The sequence below is a fragment of the Streptomyces sp. NPDC050674 genome, assembly GCF_040654575.1.
Taxonomy (GTDB): domain Bacteria; phylum Actinomycetota; class Actinomycetes; order Streptomycetales; family Streptomycetaceae; genus Streptomyces.
Genome location: NZ_JBFAIG010000027.1, coordinates 1 through 26,163, shown reverse-complemented (window position 1 = coordinate 26,163; position 26,163 = coordinate 1). Strand labels below are relative to the sequence as shown.

Below are 26,163 nucleotides of genomic sequence, written 5' to 3'. Positions count from 1 at the left end.
TGCGGCGCTCACGGCCCGGCGAGACGCGTGACCCGGTCGTGGAGGTGCTGCACATAGTCCTCGGACTCCGGCTTCATCAGGACGCTGCGCAGGATGCGGGCGCCCTCGGCGTCGGCGGTGACCTTCGGATGGCGTGCGGTGAACGCGTCGCGGTCGGCCTTGAGGGTGCTCAGGAACACGGGGTCGGCGTCCGCCATGCCGTCGGCCAGCACCCGGGCGGACGCCGCGTCGATGGCGGTGAGGGAGGCGGGGTCCGTCACCGGGAAGTAGCTCACGATGTCCAGCTCCGGCTGCTGGTACAGCTCCAGGGCGTCGGAGGCGGAGATCAGGTCGGCCCAGCGCAGGGCGGCCCGGCGGCCGGCCCCCAGGACGCGGCCGAGTCCGTCGGGGGTGGGCGGGAGGACCTGGAAGGTGAGCCACAGGGCGGCGGCCGAGGCGCCGGCGCGCGAGCACTCCAGGCTGATCTCGCCCAGGTGGAGCTCGCTGGAGGTGAAGTAGGTGTAGGGCGAGTCGTGCAGGTAGAAGCGGCCCACCTCGGGATCGCGGAAGAGGACGGCACCGCAGCCGTAGGGCTGGAGTCCGTGCTTGTGCGGATCGACGACGACCGAGTCGCACCGGGCGATCGCCCGCCAGGGCTGTTCGGGCAGGCCTTCCGGTCCGTCGGCGCCGGCGAGCAGCGTGAAGAAGCCGCCGTAGGCCGCGTCGACATGGAGCCGGACACCGTAGCGGTCCCTGAGGGCGAGGGCGTGGTGGATCGGGTCGACGGCACCGAGGCCGGTGGTGCCGGCGGTGAGGACGACCGTGCCCACCTCTCCCGTCCGCAGGATCTCGTCCAGCGCGTCGAGGCTGATGCGTCCGCGGTCGTCGGTCGGGACGGGATGGCCCTTCATGCCCAGGACGTGGCACATGCGGCCGTGGGTGTAGTGGGCGTCGGCGCTGTAGGCGACACCGCGGCCGGGGTGGAGTTCGCGGGCGACGAAGAGGGCTTCGAGGTTGGCGATGGTGCCGCTGGTGGTGAGGTGGCCGAGGTGGGTGTCGTAGCCGAACATCGCGGCCAGTCGCGCCACGGCCTCGCGCTCCATGCGGGCGGTGGCGGGGCCGCCGTCCAGCGCGTGGTTGTTGGGGTTGATCAGCATGGTGGTGAGGTGGCCGACGATCGCCGCCGGGTGCGGGGGCTTGAGCATCTGCCCCGCGTAGTGCGGGTGGAAGAAGGGATAGTTCTCCTTCAGTCTTCCGGTGAGCTCCTCGAAGGCCGCGGCGAAACGATCGTCGTCGACGAGGAGGGACGGGTGCTGCTCGTAGGGGCCGAAGCTGTCGGCCCACTGCTGTATCGCGTCGTCGGCCCGGCCGAGCCAGTGCTGAAGGTCCACTGATCTCCCTCTCCTCCGTGGTGGCGGGGTGGTGGGTCACACCATAGGATTTTGTTGACTGCTCAGCAATTGATTGCTCAGTAATTGAGACGGCAGTAGATGAAGAGGCAGTAAAGTCGGGGGCATGAGCCCCGCCGAACGAGACGACGACGCAGCCGCCCGTGCCGCCGACAGCCCGCTCGTGCACGACTTCGGGCTGCTGCTCAAAGCCGCCACCCGCCTGGAGCAGCGGATCGACGCGGCGCTGCGCGAGGAGTGCCAGGTCGGTCACACGATGTTCGAGGTCCTCATCCGGCTCTGCCGGCATCCGGACGAGGAGATCTCACAGCGCCGGCTCGCCGAGGACCTGACGCTCACCAGTGGCGGTGTCACCCGGCTGATCGACCGGATGGAGACGGCCGGTCTGGTGCGGCGGGTGCCCGCCCCCGGCGACCGCAGAAGCGTCCTGGTCGAGGCGACCGAGCACGGCCGTGCGGTGTTCCTCCGGGCCGCCGTCGTCCACGCGCGGGTCGTGGAGCGGTACTTCGTGGCCCCGGTGCCCCGGGCCGACTACGGGCGGCTCACCCGCTCGCTGGGCGAGATCGAGGCGGCACTGCGCGACGGCTGACCTCCGCCCTGTGCACCCCACCCGTGCGGCGGCTGTTCCGCTTCGTCCTGGAACCCCGGCTGGACTGGGCGTTCCGACGGGAGCCCGCCGAGGCGCCACGCACCGCACCCACCGGAGCGTGAGCGACACCGGCGAGCGTCAGCTCCGGGTCTCCCCGGAGCGGACCAGCCCGCTCTCGTAGGCCATGACCACGAGTTGGGCCCGGTCCCGGGCGCCCAGCTTGGCCATGGCCCGGTTGGCGTGCGTCTTGACGGTCACCGGAGTGACGAAGAGCCGCTCGGCGATCTCGTCGTTGGACAGGCCCGTGGCCACCAACTGCATGACCTGTCGCTCCCGGGGCGTCAGCGTGGCCAGCCGCTCGGGATCGGCCAGGCGGCCGGGGGAGGGCTGGGAGAGGAACCGGGCGATCAGACCCTTGGTCGCGGCCGGTGAGAGCAGCGCCTCACCGGCCGCGACCAGCCGGATGGCGTGCAGGAGTTCGGCCGGTTCGACCCCCTTGCCGAGGAAGCCGCTGGCACCGGCCCGCAACGCCTCGACGACGAACTTGTCCACCTCGAAGGTGGTGAGGACCAGCACCTTCACCCCGGCCAGGTCATCGTCCCCGCCGATGAGCCGTGTGGCCTCGATGCCGTCGACCCCGGGCATGCGGATGTCCATCACCACCACATCGGCCCGCGCGGACCGGGCCAGCCGCACCGCCTCCTGGCCGTCGGACGCCTCGGCGACCACCTCCATGTCCGGCTGCGCCTCGATGAGCAGCCGGAAGGTGCCCCGTAGCAGGGCCTGGTCGTCGGCGAGCAGGACGCGGATCGTCATGGTGAGTCTTACCTCGTGCGGGTCAGGCGGACGTGGGGGCGAGGGTGAGGGGGAGTTCGGCGACGACCCGGAAGCCACCGTCGGGCAGGGGGCCGGTGGTGACCGAGCCGCCGATGGCGGTCGCGCGCTCGTGCATGCCGATCAGGCCGTGACCGGAGCCGGGGCCCGGCAGGGCGCCGGGTCGGCCGTCGTCCGTCACGGTGACCCGCAGCCGGTCCGGTCCGTAGTGCAGCTCCACCTCCGCCCGTGTCGCCGACGCGTGCTTGTGGGTGTTGGTGAGCGCCTCCTGGATGATGCGGTAAGCCGTCAGTTCCGTGGTGGGAGCCACGGGCCGGGGTGTGCCGGTGCACACCACCTCCACGACCAGTCCGCCCGCTCGCACCCCACTGACCAGGGCGTCCAGATCGGCCAGTTCGGGGATGGGTGCGCGGGAGTCGGGCCCGTCGTCGGGCTGGCGCAAGAGGCCCACGGTGGCGCGCAGTTCGTCGAGGGCGGCGCGGCTGTTGTCCTTGATGTGAGCCAACGCCTCGTACGCGCGGTCGGGATCGTGGCGCATGAGGTGGTGCGCCACGCCGGCCTGCGCGTTGACCAGGGTGATGTGGTGGGCCACCACGTCGTGCAGCTCCCGGGCGATGCGCACCCGCTCCTCGGTGACCCGCCGCCGCGCCTCCTGCTCCCGGCTGCGCTCGGCCCGTTCGGCTCGCGCCTCGACCTCGGCGAGGTGCAGGCGGCGGGTGCGGACGACGTCGCCCAGTGCGGTGGCGGCGATCGCGAGGTCGAAGTGGAGCAGACTCGAGCCCGCGAGAGGTGGTTCGGAATCGGCGACCGCGTAGACGGCCATGATCAGGACCGACGCGATCAGGCCGGTGATCCAGGCGGTGCGCCGGCTGCTCCGGGAGGCGAGGGTGTAGAGCGCCACCAGGCTCGCCGCCGGAGTCAGGGAGAAGCCCGGCGCGACGGACAGGTGCGCCAGATCGACGGCCAGAGAGGCGATCACGACCGGTAGCGGCCATCGGCTGCGGAAGACGAGCGGCGCACACGCCAGCGCCATCCAGGCCACCCCGCCCGGCCGGGGGGCGTGCCAGCCGGAACCGCCCTCGCCCGCGGCGGTCGCCGCCGTGCCCACCAGGATGAGCACCACCGCCGGAAGCGCGTCCCGGATCCGCTCGTGTCGGGCCATCAACTGCCGACTCACCGCTGCCACCTGCACTCCCTCACTCTACGCAGCGCGGCCCGGCATGCGCCCCACCCCGATGGTCGTCACCCGTGCCCAGGGGATGAGCGGACCCACCCGGGCCGGCGTGCCGGTGGCACCAGCGGGCGAGAAGGGACAACGACGAGCCTTTCCGGAAGAACACGGGCCGGAATCCCGGCGCACTGCAACGCTCGCAGTCCGCCGGGCTCTCGTCGTCGGCCGAGCGTAGACACGTGCCCCTACCGCGATCGCAGTAGGGGCACGTGCCCGCGTGTCAGGGCCGGTCGGAGTGGGTCAGGGTGTGTAGACCGTCGGCCGGGGTGCCGTCGGCATGGCGTTGCCGATGAAGAAGGACGGGTGCGGGGGCTGGTTGTAGGCGGTGTTCTGCCACGCCAGCGCCGTGCGGTACTGGGTGTCGTGGAGCAGGGTGGTGATCTTGGTGTTGGTCTGGTGCGGGGTCGAGTAGATCCTCAGGGCCCTGTTGTCGCCGGTGCGCCAGACGACCTCCTCGCGCCAGTCGCCGAGGATGTCGCCCGACAGGGCCGGGGTGGACTTGGTGCCGTTGTTGGAGGCCACCCCCGAGCCGGTCAGCAGCCGGGTGTCGCCGGACGTGCCGTACTTGTCGATGCGAGTGCCGTCGAGGAGCTCGCGGACGGGGTCGCCGTCCCACCAGGACAGGAAGTTGACGCTGGAGGGCTCCCGGCCGAGCGAGGCGCCGGTGACGGAGCGCAGCGTGGTGTCGGTGGCGGACCAGGCCTCGGCGCCCGGACTGCCGGCGTAGATGTCGGCGGCGACGCCCCGGCCGTTGTCGGAGCCGGACGCGGTCTGCCAGAGCCTCGCCCCGGTGCGGGCGTCGGCCATCCAGGAGCCGGGCTTGCTGGAGTCCTCCGAGACCTTGAAGTACTCAAGGCCCGGACGGGACGGGTTCAGGTCGCCGACGTGACCGGCGTCGCCGTGCCCGAGCCTGGTGGTCCACAGGCCGCTGCCGTTGTCGTCGACGGTCATCGCGCCGTAGACGATCTCGTCCTTGCCGTCGGCGTCGACATCGGCGATGGACAGGCTGTGGTTGCCCTGGCCGTCGTAGCCCTTGCCGCTGTTGCTGGAGGAGGACGTGTCGAAGGTCCAGCGCCGGGTGAAGGCGCCGTTGCGCCAGTCCCAGGCGGCTATCACCGATCGGGTGTAGTAGCCGCGCGCCATGATCAGCGAGGGGCGGGCGCCGTCGAGGTAGGCGGTGCCGGCGAGGAAGCGGTCGACGCGGTTGCCGTAGTTGTCGCCCCAGGAGGAGACGGTGCCGCGGCCCGGGACGTAGTCGACGCTCTGCATCGCCTTGCCCGTCCGGCCGTTGAACATCGTCAGGTACTCGGGCCCGGACAGGACGTAGCCGCTGGAGTTGCGGTGGTCGGCGGAGGAGCTGCCGATGACCGCGCCGGTGCCGTCCCGGGTGCCGTCGGCGGTCTTCATGGCGACCTCGGCCTTGCCGTCACCGTCGTAGTCGTACACCTGGAACTGCGTGTAGTGCGCGCCGGAGCGGATGTTGCGGCCCAGGTCGATACGCCACAACCGGGTGCCGTCGAGTTTGATGCCGTCGACGATGGTGTTGCCGGTGTAGCCGGACTGGGAGTTGTCCTTGGCGTTGGTCGGCTGCCACTTCAGCACCAGATCGAGGGCACCGTCGCCGTCGAGGTCGCCCACGGAGGCGTCGTTGGCCTCGTAGGTGTAGGCCGAGTTGCCCGGTGCGGTGCCGCCCGCGGGCGGGGAGATCGGCACGTCCTTGTAGCCCGTGCGGAACTGCACCGCGGGCGCCGAAGCGGCCTGCTCGGTGCCGTTGACGACCGCGCGCAGCGTGTAGTCGGCCGAGGCCGCGGCGCCCGCGTCGAAGTAGTTCGTCGAGGCGGTGACGGGCGAGGCGTTGACTCTGGTGCCGCCGCGGTAGACGTTGAAGGACACGTCGTCGGGGTCGGTCGCCAGCCATCGCCAGGACACCAGGTTGCCGCTGCCGGTGTGCACGCTGGACAGGCCGCGGTCGAGCTTCTCGACCTGCCGTGCGGTCGCGGCCTGGGCGGTCTGCGGCAGTGCGACGAGCGCGGACAGGGCCAGCGCGGCGGCGGAGAGGCCGCCGACGAGCCGGCCGCCCGGCCGGTGCGGTGATCGCCACGGTCGTGGCGCGATGCGGGGACGCCGGTGAGGGTCGGTCACAGTGGCCTCCGGGGCGTGGGGGGTATGGGAACGCTCCCATGAGGAGGGAGCGTAAGAATGCTCTGATGCCTCGTCAAGGATTCTGTCCAGTCCGCTGTGCGGCCCTGTTCGTATCCGTGAGGTTTTCGTGACCTATGGATTGACAGCCGGGTGGAGGCCCGAGAACACTGCGTGAGCCGCCTCACCGTCACCTGTGGTCGAAGGCAGTCGAACGGGTCGCCCGCCTTCCAACCCTGGTGCCGCACACGGCAGTTCGTGGATCCCGCACCTGCACCCTTTTCCCATCGAGGACGGAGCGCTCCGTGTCCACCTGACAGGTTGTGAACGTTCCCAGCAGATGCGGGCGGATCGAACCCAGTCCCGGAAACTCCACCCCCCACAAACCGCTGCCCGCCGGCCGCGACGTCTCACGCGCGGCCGGCGGACAGGGAGGAGCGACCATGTCACCGAGCCCTGCTCCCGATCCGATCAGCCGCCGGACGCTGCTCAAGGCCACCACCGCGACCGCCGGCGTCCTCGCCACCTCCGCCGCGCTCGCCGGACTCGGGACGCCGGTCCACGCCGCCGCCGGCTTCGTCAAGGGCGTCGACATCAGCTGGGTGCCGCAGATGGAGGCGCGCGGCTACTCCTGGAAGAACGCCAGTGGCCAGACACAGGATCTGCTCACCATCCTGAAGGGGTACGGCATCACGGCCGTCCGGCTCCGTACGTTCGTCAGCCCGTCCGGCGACCCGGCCAACGGCCACTGCTCCATCAACGAGGTCGCCGCCTTCGCCAAGCGGGTCAAGGCCGCCGGCATGTTGATCATGCTGGACTACATGTTCGGCGACACCTGGAACTCCGTCGGTGTGCAGAACCCGCCCGCCGCCTGGCGGAACATGGGCTACAGCCAGATGCTCGCCGCGATGAACACGTACGTGAACCAGTCGATGACCGTCATGAAGAACAACGACGTGCTCCCGACCTGGGTGCAGATCGGCAACGAGATCAACAGCGGGATCTGCCGCCCCGTCGGCAGCGTCTCCAGCCCGGCGCAGATGACCGGGCTGCTAAACGCCGCCTACACCCAGGTCAAGGCGGTGTCACCGAACTCGACGGTGTGCATCCACCTGGCCCAGCCGCAGAAGTACGACGTGATGACGACGTTCTTCAGCCGCTTCGCCGCGGCCGGCGGCAAGTGGGACATGTCCGTGTTCTCCTCCTACGGCAGCGCCGACGTCGCGCCGGGGATCGTGGAGAACATGCGGAAGATCTCCGCCGCCTACGGAAAGCCTTTCCTCCAGAGCGAGTTCGGAGGCCGGGTCGACCGGGCCGCCTCCACCCAGGCCGCGCTGGTCGCCTACACGAAGGCGCTCAAGTCCGCCGGCGGGCAGGGCATCTTCTACTGGGAGCCGGAGTGCATGTCCCCGTTCACCGGCTACAACATGGGTGCCTGGGACTCCGCCAGCAAGCGCCCCACCGCCATCATGAACGGCTTCACCCAGGCCTGAGCGGCGCCTCGGCCCACTCGACGCGCGGCTCCCGCGCGCCGCCACCCCGACCCCGTACCTCTCCCTGACGAAGGACGGACCCATGACCACGACGACCCTGCCGCCCCGACGCGCCGGCGGACCCGGCGCCCGGCTGGCGACGGCGGGCCTGCTGACCCTGGCGGCCCTGGCCGGCACCGGGGCGGTCCACAACGCCGCCGCCGCACCGCGGGCGCTGCCGGCCGGCTGTACCGGTACTTCGGCGATCACCTGCCACTATGCGGTCGCGCCGGGCAACTACGACGTGACGGTCTCCATCGGCGGTGCCTCCGCCGGACAGACCGAGATGTGGGCCGAGGCCCGGCGGCTGATGCTCCCGGCCACGAGAACGGCGGCCGGAGCGGTCGCCACCCACACCTTCACCGTCAACGTCCGTCAGCCGGAAGGGCAGCCGACCGGCCAGGGCGGCACCGGAACCCCCGGCCTGGACCTCCGCTTCACGGGCTCCGCCCCGCAGGTCTCGGCCGTCTCGGTGAAGCCGGCCGCCCAACCGCTGGTCGTCTACCTGGCCGGTGACTCGACCGTCTGCGACCAGCCGACCGCTCCCTACACCGGCTGGGGGCAGATGATCACCTCCTCGATCCGCTCCGGCGCGGTCATCGCCAACTACGGCGACTCGGGGGAGAGTTCCGGAAGCTTCCTCAGCAACTCGGCGCTCCTGCCCGCACTGCTGGCCAAGGTCAGGGCGAACGACCCGGTCTACATCCAGTTCGGCCACAACGACAAGCAGACCAGCGCGTCCGCCTACCGGAACAACCTCACCACCATGATCTCCCGGATCCGCGCCAAGGGCGGTGTCCCGGTCCTGGTGACGCCTCCGGTCCGCCGGCTCTTCGACGGCAACCGGCTCACCGGCACGGCACTGCACATCAACGGGGTCGGCGTGAACCTCCCCGCGGAGATGCGCGCGGTCGGCGCGGCACAGCGCGTCCCGGTCGTCGACCTGACCGCCCGGAGCAAGGCGCTGGTCGAGTCCCTCGGACCGTCCGCCTCCGCGCAGCTCTTCCTCCGCTCCTCCGTCGACGGCGTCACGGACAACACCCACTTCTCGCAGTACGGCGCGGCCCAGATGGGCGCGCTGCTGCTCCAGGCCGTGCGGGAGCAGAACCTGCCCCTGGCCGCCCACCTGCGCTGACCGACGCATGGGGGCGCCCGCCCCCGGGAGGTAACCGATGAAGAACGTACCGAACGCACGGGTTCTGATCACCGCCGTGCTGCTGCTCGCCCTGTCGAGCCTCGGGCTCAGCACCGCCTCGGCGGCCGGCGACGCCGCGGCGCGCTGCTCCGGCTCCGCCGCCCCTGCCGCCCGGGCGGCCGCCCAGCCCGTCACCGTGTGGCTGGCCGGCGACTCGACCGTGGCGAACCCGGGCTCCGCCCGCTGTCCGGTCGGCTGGGGAAGCCAGTTCGACGCCCTGTTCAACGCCGACGTCACCGTCCGGAACCAGGCCGTGGGCGGCCGCAGCATCCAGACCTGGATGTACGAGGGGAACGTCAGCGGCACCAAGGGCTCGGACGGCGAGTGCCGCCTGACGTCCAATGCGTACTCCTCGCGCTGGCAGTCGATGCTGAACGCGAGCACCGGGATGAAGGCGGGCGACTACCTGTTCATCCAGTTCGGCATCAACGACTCCTCCTCGACCTGCCCCCGCCACGTCGGCCCGGCCCGCTACCGGCAGCTGATGACCACGATGGTGCAGGCCGCCCTGGCCCGGGGAGCGCACCCGGTGCTGCTCACGCCGGTCGCCGCGATCACCTGCTCCGGAAGCACGGCGACGAAGAACCGGGGCTTCGTGAACGAGACCTTCGCCGTCGGCTCCGCCACCAGGGCGCCGGTCGTCGACCTGCACGCGCTCAGCGTCTCGCTCTACAACAGCCTGCGCTTCTGCCCGCACAACGGCGACTACGGATCCGGCCCCGTCGGCGCCTTCTTCTGCAACGACCACACCCACTTCGAGACGTACGGCGCCCAGCGGATCGCCGGACTCGTCGCCGGTGACGTACGCCGGCAGAACCTCCCGCTCGCCGCGTACCTCAGGTAGCGCCGGAATCGCGCCGTGCGGGGCTGACTAGCATGACGGTCGGCATCCGAAGAGCCGTGTCGGCCTCCCGGCCGACCGGCTCCGGCACACGGCGGGAAGGCACAGCACGATGACGGGGCTCGGCGACGCCGTCGCACTCGACGACCCGGTGGGCGAATCCCTGCGCGGGCACCACGCGCATCTCGCCCGCCGCCTCGGCGGCGCTCTCACCTACGCCCCCGGAGTCGCGACCTTCTGCGCGGTGTCCCGCGAGCCGGACGGGCAGAACTGGGCGGATCTGGCCAAGCTGCTGGGACCGGGCGGGTTCGCCGACCTGTTCAGCTGCCCGGCCATGCCGCCCCCCGACTGGGAGCTGGTCTTCGTCCTCGAAGGCCGACAGCTGGTCTGGACCGGCGGCAGCGCCCCCGGCCCCTCGTCGGCCGAGCCCGGCTCCGGCGTCGTCGAACTCGGTGCGGAGAGCGTGCCCGAGATGCTCGACCTCGTGGAGCGGACCCGGCCGGGGCCCTTCGCGCCCCGCACCCATGAGCTCGGCACCTATCTCGGCGTCCGGGACGGCGGCAGGCTGGTGGCGATGGCGGGGGAGCGGCTCAGACCGCCCGGATGGACCGAGATCAGCGCCGTCTGCACCGCCCCCGAGGCACGCGGACAGGGCCACGCGGTCCGCCTGTTGCGCGCCCACATCGACCGCATCGTGGCGCGCGGCGAGCGGCCCTTCCTGCATGTGGCCGAGGCGAACAGTGGCGCGCTCGCCCTCTACGAGCGGCTCGGCTTCACCACGCGCAGGCGGGTGACGTTCCGCGGGTTCCGCATCCCGTGAGGCGTCGGATCCGCCCCCGACCCTCCCGGGCGGTGGCGCCGGCCCGGTAAAACGCTTGCGGTTCGAACGGCCCCGCCCCGACCATTCAGCCGAGCCGAGCCGAGCCGAGCCGAGCCGAGCCGAGCCGAGCCGAGCCGAGCCGAGCCGAGCCGAGCCGATGTCGGGGGAGGGGCCGTTGACGATCGAACACGCCGTGGCCGAGGCGGACGCACGGATCCGGCGGGAGCCGGAGCTGGCGCACACCGAACACCTCGTGGTGGAACACGGGGGCCGCGCGGTCGCCGCGTACGCGTACGGCCGGCGGGCGGTGGACGAGCCCGGAGACATCTTCTCCGTCACCAAGAGCGTCCTGTCCACACTCGTCGGTTGCGCGGTCAGCGACGGCCGACTCGAACTCGATGCGACGGTAGGGGAGTTGCTCGCTCCGATGGTCCCCGAGGGAGCGCGGCGGACGACCGTGCGCCACCTGCTGACCATGACCGGCGGCACGGACCCCTCCGGCGACTGGGACATCGACGCGGTCATGCGGCTCTCCGCGGGCTGGACGCGGACGCTCCTGACCGCTCCCCGGCTGGCCCCGCCCGGCACCCGCTTCCGCTACGACAACGGCGCGAGTCACGTCCTCGCGGCCTGCCTGGCCCGGGTGCTGGACGAGGACCTGGAGGAGTACGCCGGGCGCCGCCTCTTCGGCCCGCTGGGCATCGCCCGGGCGCACTGGCCCCGCGATCCGGCCGGACTGCCGTACGGCTTCGGTCACTTGCGGCTGTCCGCGCTGGACCTCGTCGCCCTGGGCCGTCTGTGGTCGACCGGAGGCATCGCCGCGGACGGGCGGCGGCTGTTCGACGCGGCGTACGCGGCCGAGGCGACCCGCCCCCACACCGCCGGCGGGCCGCCGGAATCCGCGGGTTACGGATACCTGTGGTGGGTGACCGAGATGGCCGGGCACACGGCCTTCTTCGCGGGCGGCTACGCGGGGCAGCACGTCGTCGTCGTACCCGATCTCGGCCTGGTCACGGTGACCACCGGCGCGGAGGCGGCATTGCGGCCAGGCCGGCGCCCCGCGCTGTGTGTGATCCCCGGCATCGTCGCCGCCGCGAGCGCACACGCATAGATCTCAACAGGTCTCAACAACAGATCCCTACAGGATCCTTGACGGCACATCAGGTCCTCCCTACGCTCACCGACCTGGGAACGCTCCCAGAGCACCTGTTCGCGCACCCCCCCACTCGCTGCGTACCGCCCGTCCTCCCCGTGGAGGGCAAGGGCAAGGAGGAACAGGACCATGCAGATACCCCGGCGCAGAAGCAGGGCGGTCGGGCTGAGGGCCGTCCTGGCCGCGGCCGTCACCGGACTGCTCGCCACTCTCGTCTCCATCCAGCCGGCGTCGGCCCAACCGCCGTCGCCCCGCGCGGTGGTCGCGGACAACCCGTACGAACGCGGCCCGGCTCCCACGGTGAGCAGCGTCGCGGCCCAGCGGGGCACGTTCGCCACCGCGGAGGTCACCGTCCCGTCCGGCAACGGCTTCAACGGCGGCAAGATCTACTACCCGACGGACACCAGCAAGGGGACCTGGGGCGCCATCGCCGCCGTGCCCGGCTACACCGCCAAATGGTCCGCCGAAGGCGCCTGGATGGGGCCCTGGCTCGCCTCCTTCGGGTTCATCGTCATCGGCATCGACACCAACAGCCCCACCGACTACGACACCGCACGCGGAACCCAGCTCCTCGCCGCACTGGACTACCTCACCCAGAAGAGCCCGGTGCGCGACCGCGTCGACCCGAACCGGCTGGGCGTGCTCGGCCACTCCATGGGCGGCGGCGGCGCCATCAGCGCGGCCGTACGGCGACCGTCCCTGAAGGCGGCCCTCCCGCTCGCGCCCTTCTCGCCCTCGCAGAACCTGTCCACCCTGCGCGTCCCGACCATGATCATGGGCGCCCGGGACGACGGCACGGTGACCCCGTCCTACCTCGACAGCCTCTACGGCGGCATGCCGGCCGCCACCCAGAGTGCCTTCATCGAACTCTCCAGCGGTGGCCACGGCTTCCCCACGTGGGGCAACTCGAACGTGACGCGCCGAACGATCCCCTGGCTCAAGATCTTCCTCGACAACGACACCCGCTACACCCAGTTCCTGTGTCCGTCACTGGCGGACCGCACCAACATCTCCCGCTCCAAGACCAAGTGCCCCTACGTCCCGCCGGGCGGCACGACCCCGCAGCCCACCGGCGGCAAGATCGTCGGCGCGGGCTCCGGCCGCTGCCTGGACGTGCCGAACTCCTCGCAGACCAACGGCACTCAGGTGCAGCTGTGGGACTGCCTGGACCGCGACAGCCAGAAGTGGACCCGCACGGCCGCCGGCGAGCTGCGCGTGTACGGCGGCAAGTGCCTGGACGCCGAGGCCTCGGGCACCTCGGCGGGCACCCGGGTGGTCATCTGGGACTGCCACGGCGGCCAGAACCAGCGCTGGAACGTCAACGCGAACGGCACGATCACCAGCGTCCGTTCCGGCCTGTGCCTGGACGCGTCGAACTCCGGCACGGCCAACGGGACCCAGGGAGTCCTGTGGACCTGCAACGGCGCGGCCAACCAGCGCTGGACCGTCGGGTGACACGGACCGATCCCGTCCGCTGAGGACCGGCCACGTCGAACGGCGGGCGAGTTGCCGGGAACGCTGATGTTCCCGGCAACTCGTCTTTCGCCGGCGACGTCATCGTCCGTACGGCATCGCCCTGTGACCCGGTGACTCACCAGGCCGCGTCCTCCCACTGGTCGAGCAGGGCGTCGGCCGACATCTCCTCGGGCTCCGCGACCGGGCTCCGGGTCGACTGCTCGGTCCAGATCACCTTGCCGCGGGCCAGGTAGCGAGTGCCCCACCGCCGGGCGAACTGGGCCACGAGGAACAGTCCTCGTCCGCCCTCGTCGGTGATCGCGGCCCGGCGCAGATGCGGTGAGGTGCTGCTGCCGTCCGCGACCTCGCAGATCAGGCTGTCGCCGTCGTGCAGCACCCGCAGGCGGATCGGTCCGATCCCGTAGCGGATGGCGTTGGTGACCAGCTCGCTGATGATCAGCTCGGTCGTGAACGCCATCTCCTCCAGCCCCCAGGTCCGCAGCCGCCCGGAGACCCCCGCCCGGATCTCCGCGACCACCGCCGGATCGCCGGGCACGTCCCACTCGGCCACCTGGGAGGGATCCAGCAGCCGGGTGCGGGCGACGAGCAGGGCGATGTCGTCACTCGACCGAGCCGGAAGCATCGCGTCGAGCACGTCCTGACAGGTCTCCTCGGGCGCGCGCCCCGCGTGCGTCAGCGCGTCACGCAGCGCCGCGAGACCCGTGTCGATGCCCCGCTCCCGGTCCTCGACGAGACCGTCCGTGTAGAGGACCAGCCGGGACCCCTCGGGAAGGGCGAGTTCGGCGGTCTCGAAGGGAAGGCCGCCCCCCAGCCCGAGCGGTGGGGAACCGGGCACCCGCAGGAACTCCACGGTGCCGTCGGGACGGACCAGCGCCGGCTCCGGATGCCCGGACCGGGACAGGGAGCACGTCCCCGAGGACGGGTCGTAGATGGCGTAGAGGCAGGTGGCGCCCGAGACGCCTTCCCCGTCCCGCTCGGTGTTCCCGTCGCCGTCGATGCGCGCCACCAGCTCGTCCAGGTGCCCCAGAAGCTCGTCCGGGGGCAGGTCGAGGGCGGAGAAGTTGTGCACCGCGGTGCGCAGCCGGCCCATCGTGGCGGCGGCATGGAGACCGTGCCCCACCACGTCACCGACCACCAGCGCGACCCGCGCACCGGGCAGCGGAATGACGTCGAACCAGTCACCGCCCACGCCGTCCAGGGCCGGCAGATAGCGGTGGGCGACCTCCACGGCGGCGTGATCGGGCAGGGAGCTGGGCAGCAGACTGCGCTGAAGGCTCTCGGCCAAGGTGTGCTCGCGGGTGTAGCGGCGGGCGTTGTCGACGGCCACCGCCGCCCGAGCGGCCAGTTCCTCGGCGAAGGCCAGATCCTCCGCGCTGAAGGGATCGCCGTCCGAACGCCAGAAGCTCGCCATGCCCAGCACCACACCGCGAGCCTGGAGCGGCACCGTGATCAGGGAGTGGAAGCCCAGGTCCAGCACACGCCGGGCACGAGCGGGATCCTGGGCGCTCATCCAGCCGCCGGAGGCGGTCAGGTCCACGTCCAGGACCGCACGGCCGCGCTCGGCACCGACGGCCACGGGCGAGGCCGGCACGAAGCGGATCAGCTCACCCACCGGATAGAGCGACCGGGCCCCGTCGGCGCCGTGCACCGCCACCCGGCGCATCTCGGGGCCGGGCCCTGCCGACACCGCGCCCCGCAGGACCGGATCGAGCAGGTCGACCGTCGCGGCGTCGGCGAACCGGGGGACCGCCACCTCGGCCAGTTCCCGCGCGGTGCGCACCACATCCAGCGTGGTCCCGATCCGCACCCCCGCCTCGTACAGCAGCCCCAGGCGTTCCCGGGCCACCTCCGCCCGGCCCGCCAGCGCCCGCAGCTCCGTCGTGTCGCGCAAGGTCGCCACGCTGCCGGCCGGCCGGTCCTCGGGGTCGACCGGCCGTACGTTGACCGCCAGCAGGCGGTCACCGGCCAGGTGCACCACGTCGGTGACCGGCCGGCCCGAGGCGAGCAGCGCGGCGGTGCCCGCCTCGAGGCCGAGCTCGCCCACCCGGCGCTCCTCGGCGTCCTCGGGCAGGTCCAGCAGCCGCCGGGCCTCGTCGTTGGCGAGCAGCAGCCGTCCGTCGCCGCCGATGATCAGGACGCCTTCCGCACCGCGTGCAGCACCGCGTCGTGGTGCTCGTACATCCGGGTCATCTCGGAGGGGTCCAGGCCGCGGGTCTGGCGCCGCAGCCGCCAGGAGACCAGCGCGGTCCCGCCCGCGGCCACCGCGAGCGCGCCCCCGGCGAAGCCCAGCAGCTGCGGCAGCTGGTCCTGCACCACGTCGTCGACGCTGGCCACGGTGACCCCGACGGACACGAATCCGACGACGGTGATCCCGTTGGTGTCGTAGACGGGGACCGTCGTGTCCACGGCCAGCCCCAGGCTGCCCTCGAACGTCTTGGTGAACGGCCGGTCGGCGGCGGCACCCTCGCGCAGGGCGTAGATGTGCTTGCCGATCAGCTTCGGATCGGGGTGGGACCAGCGAAATCCCTGGGGATCGAAGGTCACCACGTAGTCGACCCCGGTGTTCTTCCGGGTGTCCTCGGCGCGCGGCTGGAGCAGTTCGGTGGCCTTGCCGGACTTCATCGCGGCCAGCGTGCCCGGGGCCCGCGCGAACGACTGGGCGACGCCCTTCGACAGCTGCCGTGCCTCCTGCGTGCTCGCGTCCCGGGCCTGCACGACGAGGGCCCCTCCCGCGGCGGCGGCGAACAGCACCATGATCACCAACTGGAACAAGAACACCTGGCCGGCGACGCTGCGCACCTTGGGCACGCCCTTCCGGCGCGCTCCCGCGGCCCGCGCGCCGGGCTCGTGCGGCGCGGCACGCCGTGTACGCCCGCCGGTGCGCGCGAGGGAGCGAAAGGCCGAGAACCGACCGAGGTGCCGGAGCATACGGACTCTTTACCATGCAGGTTCATATTCAGCCATATGGCTGCAATCAGCCGGTCAGGCGCGAGACCACTCCTGCCAGCGCCTGGTCACGGAGTTCCCGTGCTTCAGCCACCACTCGATGTCCAGGTCGAAACCCGACAGCAGATGACCGGGCGTGCTCGGCAAGTGCACGGCGGTGGACTCGGTGAGGTGTCCGTACGCGGCGGGCACCACGGGACCGTCGGGGTAGAGCCGCGCCATGTGGGCCTGCACCTCGGGCCGCAGCGCGAAATCGATGAGCCGGTAGGCGGCGTCCGGATTGGCCGAGCCCTTGGGGATTCCGTAACCGTTGCTCTGCCTGCGGGCACCGTTCCACTCGTACGCCACCGGGCTCCCCCTTTCGACCAGGCTCTGGAGGCGCCCGGCCCAGGTGCTGGAGGCCACGACGCCGCCGCGGGACAACAGCTCGCCCGGTTCCGCGCCGTACTCCCAGAATGTCCGCACCGAGCCCCTGATCTCGTCGAGGACCCGGAAGGCGCGGTCCGCGTCGAGGGGGTACAGCCCGTCGAGCGGTACACCGTCGGCGAGCAGGGCGAACTCCAGCTCCGGCCAGTCCACCTCGCCCTGCATCGCGCGTCGGCCCGGGAAGCCTTCCACGCTCCAGAAGTCCGCCCATGACTCGGGCTTCCTCCCGTCGAAGACATCGGTGCGGTAGGCCAGGACGCTGGCCCAGTAGCTCTTGCCCACGCCGTTGGGCGTGAGCAGGGACTGCGGGATGCCCGCGTTCCGGGTGTTCTTCAACCGGCCGTAGTCCAGTGGCTCGGAGGCGCCCTCGTGCTCGAAGAGCACCAGGTTGGTCATGTCGATGTCCATGACGTCGAACCGCGGACGGCCTTCCTTGATCTGCGCGAGCATCTCGGCGTGCCCCAGGACGACCGTCTTGATCCGGATGCCGGTCTCCCGGGTGAACGGGTCGTACACCGCCTTCCGGTTCGCCTCCCCGTAGGAGCCGCCGAAGTTGCGGACGACGAGCGTCCTGCTGCTCGCAACGGGACTCCGACCGGTGCGGCTCTCGCACCCGGTGAGCGACGCCGCGGCCGCGCCGACCGCCGTCCCCCCGACTGCGGCCAGGAAGGCTCTGCGCCCGATGTCGACGTCTCCCACCGGCTGCCTCCCAGTGTCGTCTGGATCATCCGTGACGGAGGGCGGCCCCGAGCGGTCCTGTCTCTCCTGCGGCTTTCACCAGTGTTTACCAGGAAAAGTTCTGACTTCACAGGCGTGACGGGTGGGAGGCCATCAGGTATCCGCGGTGCTTGTCGACGACGTTGCGGAGCGGCAGGCCCTCGATGCGGCGGGTGAGGTTGTCGGGGAACAGTTCGGTTGTTGATCAGGCGGGCGCCCGGTTTCATCGCGGCGAGGACGGGGGCGTCGACCATGTGCCGGGTGTCCTGGGTGAGGGGTGCGGCCAGGACGACGTAGTCGGCTTGCGCGGCCCAGGCCGGCTGCGCGGCGACGGCGGCGTCGACGGCACGCTGTCCGTCGGCGGGTGAGGCGTCGGCGACCCGGCACAGTTCCTCGCCGGTGGCCGGGTTGTCGACGGACAGGGTGCGGCCGGACTCGGCGTCCTGCCAGCCACCACCGATGAACAACTGCTTCGGAACATCACGGACAACGGGCCTGGTCATGGCTGGTCTTCTCCTTGAGGGCGTGGTGCAGCTGGTGGTGTGGAGGTGCGGCCCCTGTCGTGACGCTTGAGCAGGCCCGGAGGAGCGGGGCCGGGCATCGGGGGAGAGACGCCCGGCCCGCTGGTTCAGCAGCCCATGAACCCGGCCGGCTCGCTCTTCTCGGTGAGAAGGAAGGTTCCTGGATCAGGTGAGGGGTTCGACGGGCAGCGCGGTCTGGCCGTTGCGGTGTCCGCCGAGTTTGCGGACGAGGGCGACCAGGGTGAGGGCGAGGATGGCCAGCGCGATCAGGACGGCGCTGACGGCGGTGACGGTCGGGTCGACGTCGAACTGGAGGGCGTTGAAGACCAGGACCGGCAGGGTGCGGGTGTCGGGGGTGGACAGGAACTGGGCGATGAAGAACTCGTCGAAGCTGGTGATGAAGGAGAAGATCGCTGCGGCGACGAGGCCGGGGGTGGCCAGGGGGAAGGTGATGCGCCGGGCGATGGTGAGGCGGTTTGCGCCCATGCTGGCGGCGGCGTCCTCGAGGCGTTCGTCGATGCCGCGCAGGGTGGAGATCATGATGAGGATGGCGATGGGTGCGGCGAGCACGGTGTGGCCGAGGGCGATGGCCAGGGGGCTGCCGAGCATGCCGGCGGGTTCGAAGAACAGGAACAGCCCGAGGGCGATGACGACTTGGGGGATGAGCATGGGGGCCAGGACCAGTCCGTAGACGGCTGCGTGCAGGGGGAGGCGGCCGCGGGCCAGGGCGGTGGCCGCGGTCACGCCCAGGATGAGGGCGAAGACGGTGGTCAGGGCGGCGATGAGGCTGGACAGGGCGATGGAGGTGGCCCAGTTCCCGCCGGGGGCGGCCATCTGCTCGTACCAGCGGGTGCTGTAGTCCTTCGGGGGGAACGTGCCGATGCCGTCGGCGCCGAAGGAGGTGACCAGGATGATCACGATGGGCATGGCCAGGAACAGCAGGATCGCGGTGGCACTCAGGGCGCGTCCGGCGCGTCCGGCCCGGGTGGGAGGCAGTTCCATCATGAGCTGCTCCTTCGCTCATGGGTCTTGGCGCGGCGGAGCTTGGCCAGGCCGAGGATGCCCAGTCCGGCGAAGGTGAGCAGGAGCAGGATGACGCCGAAGGCGGCGGCGGAGTTCCACTGGTCCTGCTTCATGACCTGCTGGTCGATCAGGGCCGCCACCACGGTCTGCTTGTCGCCGCCCATCAGGGCGGGGGTGATGTAGTAGCCCAGGCACAGGATGAAGCTGAGCAGGCCCGCCGTGCCCACGCCCGGAGCGACCAGCGGCAGGTAGATGCGGGTGAAGATGGTGAAGCGGGATGCGCCGAAACCGGCGGCCGCGGCCAGGAGCCGGCCGTCGACTCCGCGCATCACGCCCTGGAGAACGAGGACGGTGTAGGGGAGCATCACGGAGGTGGTGCCGATGACCACACCGGTCTCGTTGTAGAGCAGGGAGAAGGGGGCGCCGGGGATGTGCGCGGAGGTGAGCAGGGTGTTGATGATGCCGTGTTCGCCGAGCATGATGATCCACCCGTAGGTGCGTACCAGGGCGCTGATGAAGTGCGGTACAACCACGATCAGCATCGCCAGGGCCGCGAGGACGGGTCGCATGCGGGCGATGGCGTGGGCCAGCACAAACCCCACCAGCAGACTCAGCACGGCTGTTTCGGCGGAGATGCGCAGGGTGGAGATCAGTACGGACAGGTTCACGCCGGTGAGGGCGTCGGTGTACCAGTGGAGGGTGAAGCCGCCGGTGTCGCCTTCGAGGCTGAGGGAGAGCACCCCGATGATGGGGTAGACGAACAGCACGAGCAGGAACACCGTGACGGGGACGGCGTTGAGCAGGGCGATGCGGGAGCGGTGTCCGCGTTTGGCGGATGTTGTCTTCACGCGCACCTTGCCGGGTGCGAGAGCGGTGCCGGCCACGGGTTCACCCCCCGTCCGACTCGTCGAAGACACTGACATCCTCACGGTCAGCGGTGACACACACCCGCTCACCCACGCGCGGCGGGGCCGCGGCGGTCTCGATCCGCAGCGGCGGCGTCCCCGGCGCGGCACCGTCCAGACGCACCGTCACCCGCGTCGACGAACCGCAGTACACACCTGTCTCGACCGTGCCGGCGCAGCAGCTCTCCTCGGCGTCGACCAGGCGCAGCTTGCTCGGTCGGACCGCGGCACGGACCCGCTGCCCCGGCACGCACGCGTGGGCACGGGCCGTGAGCACACCGCCGGTGTCCAGCCGGATCCGAGTGCTGCTGCCTTCCCCGCCCTCTTCCACCGTGCCGGTGAGGAAGTTCGCGGCGCCCAGGAAGTCGGCGACGAACGGGGTGCGAGGACGCTCGAACAGGCCACGCGGGGTGTCGAACTGCTCGATCCGGCCGTCCTTCATGATGGCGATCCGGTCCGACAGAACCAGCGCCTCTTCCTGATCGTGCGTCACATAAACGACGGTCAGGCCCAGTTCCCGCTGGATGGTCTTGATCTCGGTCTGCATCTGGTCGCGCAGCTTCTTGTCCAGCGCACCCAGCGGCTCGTCCATCAGCACGACCGGCGGGCGGTAGACAAGGACCCGGCACAGCGCCACACGCTGCTGCTGGCCCCCGGACAGTTCGCGCGGCTTGCGGCCGGCGAACTTCGACAGGCCCGCCGCCTCCAGCGTCTCGCCGACCCGGCGGCGGATCTCCGCCTTGTCCACCCCGCGCAGGGTGAGCGGGAAGGCGACGTTCTCGTGGACGGTCATGTGGGGGAACAGCAGGTACTGCTGGAAGACGAAACCGAAGTCACGCTTGCCGGGGTTGAGGCGGGTGATGTCCCGGCCGTCGACGGTGATGGTGCCGGAGTCGGGCTCGGTGAAACCGGCCAGCATCATCAGCGTGGTCGTCTTGCCGGAGCCGGAGGAGCCGAGGAAGGTGACGAACTCACCCGCCGCGATGTCCATGTCGACCCCGTCGACCACCGTCGTCCCGCTGTAGGACTTCCGCAGCCCCGTCACCGACAACGACTTGCCGGTGGCGGAGTCGGACTGCGGAGCCAGGACGGCGGCGAGTTCGTCGACCGACAGCTTCCCGGTGGTGAGGCTGGTGGTCCGCTCAGGCATCCGCCCACTCCTGCCAGCGCTTGGTGACGGCGTCGCGGTTCTTGTCCCACCAGGCCACGTCCGCGTCGAAACCGGTCTTCGCGTTCTTCGGCGAGGTCGGCTGGTTGACCAGATCGTCCTCCGAAAGCAGCTTGGTGGCCGCCGGGACGACCGGGCTGCCCGAGTACAGCTTGGCGAAGCCCGCCTGGACCTCGGGGCGCAGGGAGAAGTCGATCAGCTTGTAGGCGGCGTCGGTGTTGTCCGCGCCCTTGGGGATGCCCCAGCCGTTGGTCATCCTGCGGGCGCCGTTCCACTGGTAGGCCACCGGCATGCCCTGCTTGATCAGCTCGTCGGCGCGGCCGCCCCACAGGCTGGTCGCGACGACCTCCTTGCGGCCCAGCAGCACCGCCGGCAGAGCGCCGGTGTTCCAGAACTTCTTCACCTCGCCACGGATGCGCGACATCGACTTGAAGGCCCGGTCCACATCCAGCGGATACAGCCCGTCCATCGGCACCCCGTCCGCCAGCAGCGCGAACTCCAGCTCCGGCAGGTCCACTTCGGCGCTCTGCAGGGAGCGCGGACCGGCGAAGGCGTCGGTGTTCCAGAAGTCCTCCCAGCTCTTCGGGGCCCGCTTCAGGCTGTCCGTGCGGTAGGCCATCACACTCGCCCACACGTTCTTGCCCACCGCGTGCTCGGCCAGCTGCGCCTTGGCGATGCCGGCACCCTTGACGTTTTTCAGCCGGCCGTAGTCCACCGGCTCCAGACAGTCCAGACGCGCCATCTTCTGGAAGATCAGCAGCCCGTTGTCCATCAGGTCCACCTGCGGACGACCCTGCTTGACCTGCGCGATGACCTGCGCCGACTGATAGTTGACCGTGGAGATGGCGATGCCGGTCTCCTTGGTGAAAGGCTCGTAGATCGCCTTGGTCAGCGCGTCGTTGTAGGCGCCACCGCTGTTGCTGACGACGAGCCGCTTCTTCCCGCCGCCCGACGCGGTGCGACTCTCGCCGTTGCCCATGAGCGAGCCGCATCCCGTCATCGCCGTCGCGGCGGCCAGAGCGCCTGCGGTGCGAAGTACGGTTCTGCGTCCTATCCGGTTGCCTTCCATGGCGGTGCCTCCTGGAAATCGCTGGGGATACGGGGGTGTGTGTTGCAGGGACGTACGGGTCGCCCAGGACCGGCTGGCACGTCGTGGTCGACCAACGGAAACGCGCAGGGCGCATGGGGGTGCCGCGCGATACCGGGGAGAGAGAAGAGAACGCTGGTCCAGGTGCGCGAAGCACCGGATGTGTCCGGCACGGCAGACAGAAATTGCGGGAGATACCCGGACGTCTGCCGTGCGGGACTGTGGTGGCTTCGGTCAGATGCCGAGCATGGTGTTGAGGTCGTCCAGGGACTTCACGGTGACGTAGTCGTAGCCGTGGGTCACCGGGTCGTAGCCGCGGTCCAGCAGGACCAGGTTGCGAAAGCCCATGTCGTGCATCGGCTGGTGGTCGTAACGGGTGTGCGAGGCGACGTGCACGAAGTCCTCGGGGGACGCGTCGAGCTTGTCGAGCATGTACTCGAAGGCGGCATAGCGGGGCTTGTAGTAGCCGGCCTGCTCAGCGGTGAGGACCGCGTGGAAGTCCGCCCCGAGCTTGGGCACGCTCTCCGCGAGGAAGGAGTCGTCGGCGTTGGAGAGGATCACCAGCTTGTAGTGCTCGGCCATCTTCTTCAGCGGCTCCACCACGTCCGGGTGGGGCCCCCAGCTGCGCACGCCGGCGGCGAACCGCTTGCCGGCGTCCGGCGCCGCCTTGACACCCCACTTGCGGCAGACCCGCTCGAAGGAGTCCTGGAGCACCTGCTCGTAGGGGTAGTACTCGCCGCGCACCTGGTCGTAGCGGTAGCCGCGGAACTCCCGCACGAACTGGTCCCACTGCTCCGCGGGGATCTGGTCGCCGACGAGTTCATACGTGATGGGGGTGATCGGGTATTCGATCAGCGTGCCGTAGCAGTCGAACGAGACGTACTTCGGTCGGAACCGCAGGGAGGGAATGGCCATGGAGATGTTCCAATCTGTTTCTGAGGGAACCGCACAGGTTCGGGGAAGGGCTGTTCAGGAATGCCCGTGAGGGGCTTCCCGCAGGTGCGCGACGACGTCGTCCTGGGGCACGCTCAAGGAGCGCTGGACGTTGATCCAGTCGTCCTTGGCGTGGTCGAGGAGATACTCGCGCCGTTCGGGTACACGCTCCGCGCGCCAGTTCGTGATCAGCGCACGCAGGGTGAGCCGTGCCAGCGCGGCGACCGGGAGGAACGGCAGTTCGAAGGCCCGGACAGGCCGCTCCCGCTGGTAGCCGGCGAAGAAGGCGCAGGCGTCCCGCCAGGGATCATCCGGCGTCCTGCCGAGCAGGTTGGCCATGGGGACGGCGGGGTCGAAGATCACTGCACTGCGCACGGTGTCGCCGAAGTCGATGACCCCGGTGACGAACCGGTCACTCGTGGGATCCACCACGATGTTGTAAGGGCTGAAGTCACCGTGGATGACTTGCGTCTCGAGATCGCCCAGGCTCGGGACGACGGTTTCGCCGAAGAGCCGGAGGACCGTTCGGGCCGACCGGCGGTGCTCGGGGTGAGGCGTGTGCTCGACCAGCTCGGCCAGCCGGTGGAAGTGCCGGATGTCCCACGCCAGACCTCGTCGGTCTGCCGGGTGTGAAAACTCTCCGAGTGCCACATCGACCAGCCCGAGCATCTCACCCGCCTTGGCAAGCCGCTCCGCGTCGGGGTCCACATCGGCCAGGACCTGGCCTTCGACGAAGTCGAACACCCGCAGGATCCGGGTCCTTCCGTCGTTCAGCCTGATGGTCACATGGTCTTCTCCGCCGGCGGTCAGCTTCACCCGCTGGACGGGCAGGTGCGGGGCGGTGCTCTCGAGGTAGCGCATCGCGGCGGTCTGGAGGGCGACGACCCCCTCGGCCTCTTCAGGGGGTGAGACCTTCACGAGGTGGTGGCTCGACTCGGTGCCGAGCCTGAACGTGTCGTCCTTCTCGGTCGCCAGTCTGTCCAGACGCCCACTGAGGCGGTAGTGCTTCTCAAGGAAGATGCTCACCAGCATCCCGTCGATGGGCTCATGGGACGACGTCAGGCCGCTCTCTTGGAGAAGCCGTTGTGCGAAGGTCGGAGCTGGTGAGGCGTTCACGGTCAGTCCCTTCGGCCGGCCTGCTACAGGCGGTTTTTCGCGACCTCGGCGAAGGTCTCGAGGAAGCGGGTCACATCGGCGGAGTCGAAGGCCAGCGGGGGGCGGATCTTCAGCGTGTTCGCCGACGTGCCCGTGCCGTTGATCAGGATGCGGCGGTCGCGCATGTCGTTGATGACGTCTTCGGCGAGTGCGCGGTCGGGCTCGAGCGTCTCCCGGTCCTTGACGATCTCCACGCCGACGAAGAGACCGGCGCCGCGGACTTCACAGACGTAGGGGGAGTCCTTGGTGATCTCTCGCAGCCCGGCCCGCAGAGCCTTGCCGCTCTCCAGGACACGCTGCTGCACGTTCTCCTTCTCGATGACGTCCAGCACCGCGGCGCCGGCCGCCACGGGGATGGAGCTGCCACCGAAGGTGTTGAAGTAGCGGACGTTGCGTCCGAACTCCTCGCAGACCTCGGGGCGGAAGACCACACCCGAGATCGGCAGACCGTTGCCCATCGGCTTGCCCATGGTGACGATGTCCGGCACCACGCCGTGGCGGCTGAAGCCCCACATCGAGTCCCCGAGCCGGGCGAATCCCGACTGGACCTCGTCCGCGATGTAGACACCGCCCGCCGCGTGCACCTCCTCCACCACAGCCTGCATGTAGCCGGGCGGGTCGGTGAAGATGCCGTCACTGCTGTAGGCGCAGTCGGTGATCAGCGCGGCGAGACGGTAGCCGTGGCGCTCGAGGTCGTCGATGGCGCCGCGCACCTGCTGCCGCATGTGCTCGTCGAGTGTGGAACCGGGCGCGACGATGCGCGGGTCGGGAGCGTCGATCAGCCGGACGTTCGGGCCGAGCGGTGAGCCGGCGCCCAGGGTCGGTGAGAAGCTCGCCACCTCGCGGGTGATGCCGTGGTAGGCCCAGCGGGTGACGATGATGCCCTCGCCGCCCGTGTGGAACCTCGCCACGCGCATGGCCAGGTCGTTCGCCTCCGAGCCGCTGCAGGCGATGCTCAGCTTCGACAGCTCCTCGGGGAAAGTCGCGAGAAGCCGCTCCGCGTAGTCGACCAGTGCTTCCTGCACGTAGCGCGTGTTGGTGTTGACGGCGGTCATCTGCCGGGCCACGGCCTCGGCCACGTGAGGGTGGGCGTGCCCGACGCACGGGACGTTGTTGTAGGCGTCGAGGTAGTCATTGCCGTCACGGTCGATCAGGTGGGCGCCGTGACCGGAGACGAACTCGACGGGCTCCTTGTAGATGAGCGTGTATCCGGGGCCCAGGACCCGGTCGCGGCGCTCGATGGTCTTTCGGAGGTGTTCGGGGAGTTCGCTCACCGCGCCCGGGTCGAACCGATTGGGGTAGTGGGCGATTGCCCGACTAAGCGTGGAAGTCATCTGCAGGCACACCTTCCGTCTGTTTTCCGTCGAGGTCGCTCGCTGCTGTGGCTGAGACCATACCACCCTGTGTTCCAGTTCCAACCTGAAACTAGAAAGTTTTCCGGCTGGATGTGCATGATTTTTCTCGTGCCGGGCAGCGTCTGGTAACTCCCGTTCAGTCAAGGAGAGTTGGGGGACTTCTGCGGGTGGTCTGGAGCGTCGCCCGCCGACCTGTGGAGCCCCTGTCGGACGCGAGACCCCACGCCCGGCAGGGGGAGGGGAGCCGGGCGTGGGGCGGTCGGTGGGTGGCTGGAACCAGCTGTCGAACTGGGTGGCGCAGCTGAAGCCGTCGGCGATGACGGGGCGTCCGTCGAGGTGTCGAGGCGGGGTGTGAGGGCCAGGTCGGCGACGGCGATGGAGGTGCCGTAGTGCTGGGCTGCGAAGCCGAAGCTGCCGGCCAGGCCGCAGCATCCTTCGGCCTCGTCGAGGCTGTGCACACCGAGCCGTCGCAGCAGGTCGGCGGGGTGGCGGCCTTTGAAGGTGGCGTATTCGTGGCAGTAGGTCCGGGGCACGACGCTCTCGGGCAGCGGCGGCGGGCTCCAGCCCGGGTCGGCCGGATCGGTCAGCGCACCCGTGAAGGATCCGGGCCGAAGTCCAGCGTCTGTCCGACGCCTACTTGATGACGTCCATGAACTTGTAGAAGCCGCCGGCGAAGGGCAGGAACCAGGGCGGGCCGAAGTGGCCGGGGATGCGCTTGAAGGGCAGGTC

General features: G+C 70.3%; 18 protein-coding genes and 4 pseudogenes. 8 read left to right on the top strand and 14 right to left on the bottom strand.

The genetic code is table 11. The features are described 5' to 3' along the window. Positions 1-8 precede the first annotated feature (8 nt). Positions 9-1,370 (bottom strand): aminotransferase class I/II-fold pyridoxal phosphate-dependent enzyme, encoded by a 1,362-nt coding sequence (locus AB0I06_RS31930; protein WP_363122336.1) that lies wholly within the window; start codon positions 1,368-1,370, stop codon positions 9-11. Positions 1,371-1,494: 124 nt separating this feature from the next. On the opposite strand from AB0I06_RS31930, the gene AB0I06_RS31925 reads away from it, so the two are divergent. Beyond that, positions 1,495-1,977, top strand: coding sequence for a MarR family transcriptional regulator (locus AB0I06_RS31925; RefSeq protein ID WP_363122335.1), 483 nt, complete (start codon positions 1,495-1,497; stop codon positions 1,975-1,977). A gap of 138 nt (positions 1,978-2,115) precedes the next feature. Here the strand turns inward: AB0I06_RS31925 and AB0I06_RS31920 are convergent, their stop codons facing one another. The 3 genes from AB0I06_RS31920 to AB0I06_RS31910 all read right to left on the bottom strand — a co-directional run bounded on the left by AB0I06_RS31920 (position 2,116) and on the right by AB0I06_RS31910 (position 6,085). Beyond that, positions 2,116-2,793, bottom strand: a complete 678-nt coding sequence (locus AB0I06_RS31920) for a response regulator transcription factor (protein ID WP_363122334.1) — start codon at positions 2,791-2,793, stop codon at positions 2,116-2,118. A gap of 22 nt (positions 2,794-2,815) precedes the next feature. Then, on the bottom strand, positions 2,816-3,997 hold the full coding sequence (locus AB0I06_RS31915; RefSeq protein WP_363122333.1) for a sensor histidine kinase: 1,182 nt from the start codon (positions 3,995-3,997) through the stop codon (positions 2,816-2,818). Positions 3,998-4,282: 285 nt separating this feature from the next. Then, the gene (locus AB0I06_RS31910) at positions 4,283-6,085 is read right to left on the bottom strand and encodes a rhamnogalacturonan lyase (protein WP_363122383.1); all 1,803 of its coding nucleotides are present in this window, start codon (positions 6,083-6,085) and stop codon (positions 4,283-4,285) included. Between the two features lie 539 nt (positions 6,086-6,624). Between AB0I06_RS31910 and AB0I06_RS31905 the strand changes: the two genes are divergently transcribed. From AB0I06_RS31905 to AB0I06_RS31875, 7 genes and pseudogenes are all read left to right on the top strand, one after another. Then, complete coding sequence (locus AB0I06_RS31905; protein WP_363122332.1) at positions 6,625-7,674, top strand: glycosyl hydrolase 53 family protein; 1,050 nt, start codon at positions 6,625-6,627, stop codon at positions 7,672-7,674. Between the two features lie 82 nt (positions 7,675-7,756). After that, positions 7,757-8,848 carry a rhamnogalacturonan acetylesterase gene (locus tag AB0I06_RS31900; RefSeq protein WP_363122331.1) on the top strand — a complete coding sequence of 364 codons (1,092 nt, stop codon included), beginning with the start codon at positions 7,757-7,759 and terminating at the stop codon, positions 8,846-8,848. A 37-nt stretch (positions 8,849-8,885) separates the two neighbouring features. Then, positions 8,886-9,752: a GDSL-type esterase/lipase family protein gene (locus tag AB0I06_RS31895; protein ID WP_363122330.1), complete on the top strand. Its 867-nt coding sequence runs from the start codon at positions 8,886-8,888 to the stop codon at positions 9,750-9,752. A gap of 109 nt (positions 9,753-9,861) precedes the next feature. Next, entirely contained in the window at positions 9,862-10,569 is a 708-nt protein-coding gene (locus AB0I06_RS31890) for a GNAT family N-acetyltransferase (protein WP_363122328.1), read from the top strand. A 175-nt stretch (positions 10,570-10,744) separates the two neighbouring features. After that, positions 10,745-11,680 carry a serine hydrolase domain-containing protein gene (locus AB0I06_RS31885; RefSeq protein WP_363122327.1) on the top strand — a complete coding sequence of 312 codons (936 nt, stop codon included), beginning with the start codon at positions 10,745-10,747 and terminating at the stop codon, positions 11,678-11,680. 171 nt (positions 11,681-11,851) lie between these two features. Then, positions 11,852-12,604, top strand: a pseudogene (locus AB0I06_RS31880) (alpha/beta hydrolase); the annotation flags it as partial. Positions 12,605-12,790: 186 nt separating this feature from the next. Further along, a pseudogene (locus tag AB0I06_RS31875) lies at positions 12,791-13,177 on the top strand (RICIN domain-containing protein); the annotation flags it as partial. A 136-nt stretch (positions 13,178-13,313) separates the two neighbouring features. On the opposite strand, the pseudogene AB0I06_RS31870 reads toward AB0I06_RS31875, so the two are convergent. The 10 genes and pseudogenes from AB0I06_RS31870 to AB0I06_RS31825 form a co-directional block, all read right to left on the bottom strand. Continuing rightward, a pseudogene (locus tag AB0I06_RS31870) lies at positions 13,314-15,952 on the bottom strand (SpoIIE family protein phosphatase). 228 nt (positions 15,953-16,180) lie between these two features. Continuing rightward, positions 16,181-17,269 carry an ABC transporter substrate-binding protein gene (locus AB0I06_RS31865; RefSeq protein WP_363122326.1) on the bottom strand — a complete coding sequence of 363 codons (1,089 nt, stop codon included), beginning with the start codon at positions 17,267-17,269 and terminating at the stop codon, positions 16,181-16,183. 278 nt (positions 17,270-17,547) lie between these two features. Beyond that, positions 17,548-17,790, bottom strand: a pseudogene (locus tag AB0I06_RS31860) (aldehyde dehydrogenase family protein); the annotation flags it as partial. A 183-nt stretch (positions 17,791-17,973) separates the two neighbouring features. Continuing rightward, the gene (locus AB0I06_RS31855; RefSeq protein ID WP_363122325.1) at positions 17,974-18,813 is read right to left on the bottom strand and encodes an ABC transporter permease; all 840 of its coding nucleotides are present in this window, start codon (positions 18,811-18,813) and stop codon (positions 17,974-17,976) included. After that, positions 18,810-19,715 carry an ABC transporter permease gene (locus AB0I06_RS31850; RefSeq protein ID WP_363122324.1) on the bottom strand — a complete coding sequence of 302 codons (906 nt, stop codon included), beginning with the start codon at positions 19,713-19,715 and terminating at the stop codon, positions 18,810-18,812. Before AB0I06_RS31850 ends, AB0I06_RS31855 begins: the two co-directional genes overlap by 4 nt. Before the next feature lie 4 nt (positions 19,716-19,719). After that, complete coding sequence (locus AB0I06_RS31845) at positions 19,720-20,886, bottom strand: ABC transporter ATP-binding protein (protein ID WP_363122323.1); 1,167 nt, start codon at positions 20,884-20,886, stop codon at positions 19,720-19,722. Then, positions 20,879-21,973 (bottom strand): polyamine ABC transporter substrate-binding protein, encoded by a 1,095-nt coding sequence (locus AB0I06_RS31840; protein ID WP_363122322.1) that lies wholly within the window; start codon positions 21,971-21,973, stop codon positions 20,879-20,881. Before AB0I06_RS31840 ends, AB0I06_RS31845 begins: the two co-directional genes overlap by 8 nt. Before the next feature lie 252 nt (positions 21,974-22,225). Beyond that, positions 22,226-22,906 carry a haloacid dehalogenase type II gene (locus tag AB0I06_RS31835; RefSeq protein WP_363122321.1) on the bottom strand — a complete coding sequence of 227 codons (681 nt, stop codon included), beginning with the start codon at positions 22,904-22,906 and terminating at the stop codon, positions 22,226-22,228. 54 nt (positions 22,907-22,960) lie between these two features. Next, positions 22,961-23,956, bottom strand: coding sequence for a phosphotransferase (locus AB0I06_RS31830; RefSeq protein ID WP_363122382.1), 996 nt, complete (start codon positions 23,954-23,956; stop codon positions 22,961-22,963). Positions 23,957-24,063: 107 nt separating this feature from the next. After that, on the bottom strand, positions 24,064-25,413 hold the full coding sequence (locus tag AB0I06_RS31825) for an aminotransferase class III-fold pyridoxal phosphate-dependent enzyme (protein WP_363122320.1): 1,350 nt from the start codon (positions 25,411-25,413) through the stop codon (positions 24,064-24,066). Positions 25,414-26,163: the final 750 nt, after the last annotated feature.